The sequence below is a fragment of the Microcystis sp. M53603_WE2 genome, from assembly GCF_030065435.1.
In genome coordinates, this window is record NZ_JASJFF010000548.1 from 1 (window position 1) to 1291 (window position 1291).

A 1291-nucleotide genomic window follows, 5' to 3' on the forward strand; every position below is an offset into this window, starting at 1 on the left:
AAAGGTCTAGCTAAATCCCTAGCAATCAGTACAATAGCTACTAAATAAGCTAATAATAAACCAGAAATCAGATAAAAAATTGCCTCCCAAATTTGTTGTAGAGGAGCGAGAGCTTGAGGGAGGGGACTAATGGCTAAAACTACCCATTGTTGGGACGATTCTCCCGTAACTGGACTGGGGAGGGAACTATAACCAGCGACTAATTCTTTGCCATCTTTCTCGAAAGAAAATAAATGCAAGAAATTTTGTTTTCCTCGGATAGCATTATTGATAATACTATTTAAGCGTTCAGCATCAGCTTCTTGACTGATATGCTTACCAATGCGATGAAAATAGGGATGAGCGAGAATAATGCCATTTTCAGAAATAACCACGGGATAACCTGACAAAGAACCGGGTAAAACCTTCTCACCGTAAAGTAGAGAAGTTTGCAGAATCAGACTGGATTGTAATTGTCCTTGATTATCGTAGATGGGAACGGCAAAAACTAATTCTAATTGACGATTATTATTGAGAGATTTAATTAGAAATTTTCGGGGTAAACTTCTAACTAAAATATTTTCGATATTACCAGCAAAGCTAGTCCGTTTTTCTGCCCATCTTTCTAGAAGTAAAACTTTGATTATTTCTGGTTCACAGGCTTGATTTAATAAAGGTTTCTTGGTCTTAATATCAATTAATTCCACACAGTTAATCTGATTAAGAAGCGGCGCAGTGAATTGTTGTAAAAAAGCTTCTTTTTCGGCTAAGTTTCCCTGTTTTAAAACCAGACTTTCGCCAGCAGTGATAAGATTGGCCTGCAAAAGTTGAATTGATTGCTCAATATTGTCTGCCTTTCTGATGGCACTTTCGGTAAGATTTTGACGGGCCGTTTCCAAAAAAGCCGATCGCGCCTTACGATAGGTGACATAAACTCCCATTAGTAGTACAGGTACACTGACTAGGAGTAGGCGAGAGAGCAGAATACGACGAAAGGAGGATTGACCGATAGGCATAGGCGGAAATTGGTTTGATTCTTGCTATCAAACTCCAGACTATACTAGCCTATTAACCAATCGGACCGGGTGATATCCCCGAGCATTTGCCATGAATCGTCCTCACACCACCGTTATTTTAGCCATGAGTGCCGATGGTAAAATTGCCGACGCCTACCAGTCAGCGGCCAGATTTGCTTCTGTTACCGATAAAATGCGTCTAGAACAACATTTATCGCGCATGGATGCCGCTTTATTCTGTGCTAACACCCTGCGCGCTTATCACACCAGGCTTCCTATCCGTCATGCCGATTTTC

1 protein-coding gene and 1 pseudogene are annotated in these 1291 nt (G+C 40.7%); one reads left to right on the top strand and one right to left on the bottom strand.

The features are described 5' to 3' along the window. A partial coding sequence (locus PX481_RS11365; RefSeq protein ID WP_502888597.1) for a PDC sensor domain-containing protein occupies positions 1-995 on the bottom strand: 995 nt, incomplete at its 3' end. Between the two features lie 91 nt (positions 996-1086). On the opposite strand from PX481_RS11365, the pseudogene PX481_RS11370 reads away from it, so the two are divergent. Then, positions 1087-1291 (top strand): annotated as a pseudogene (locus PX481_RS11370) (riboflavin deaminase); the annotation flags it as partial.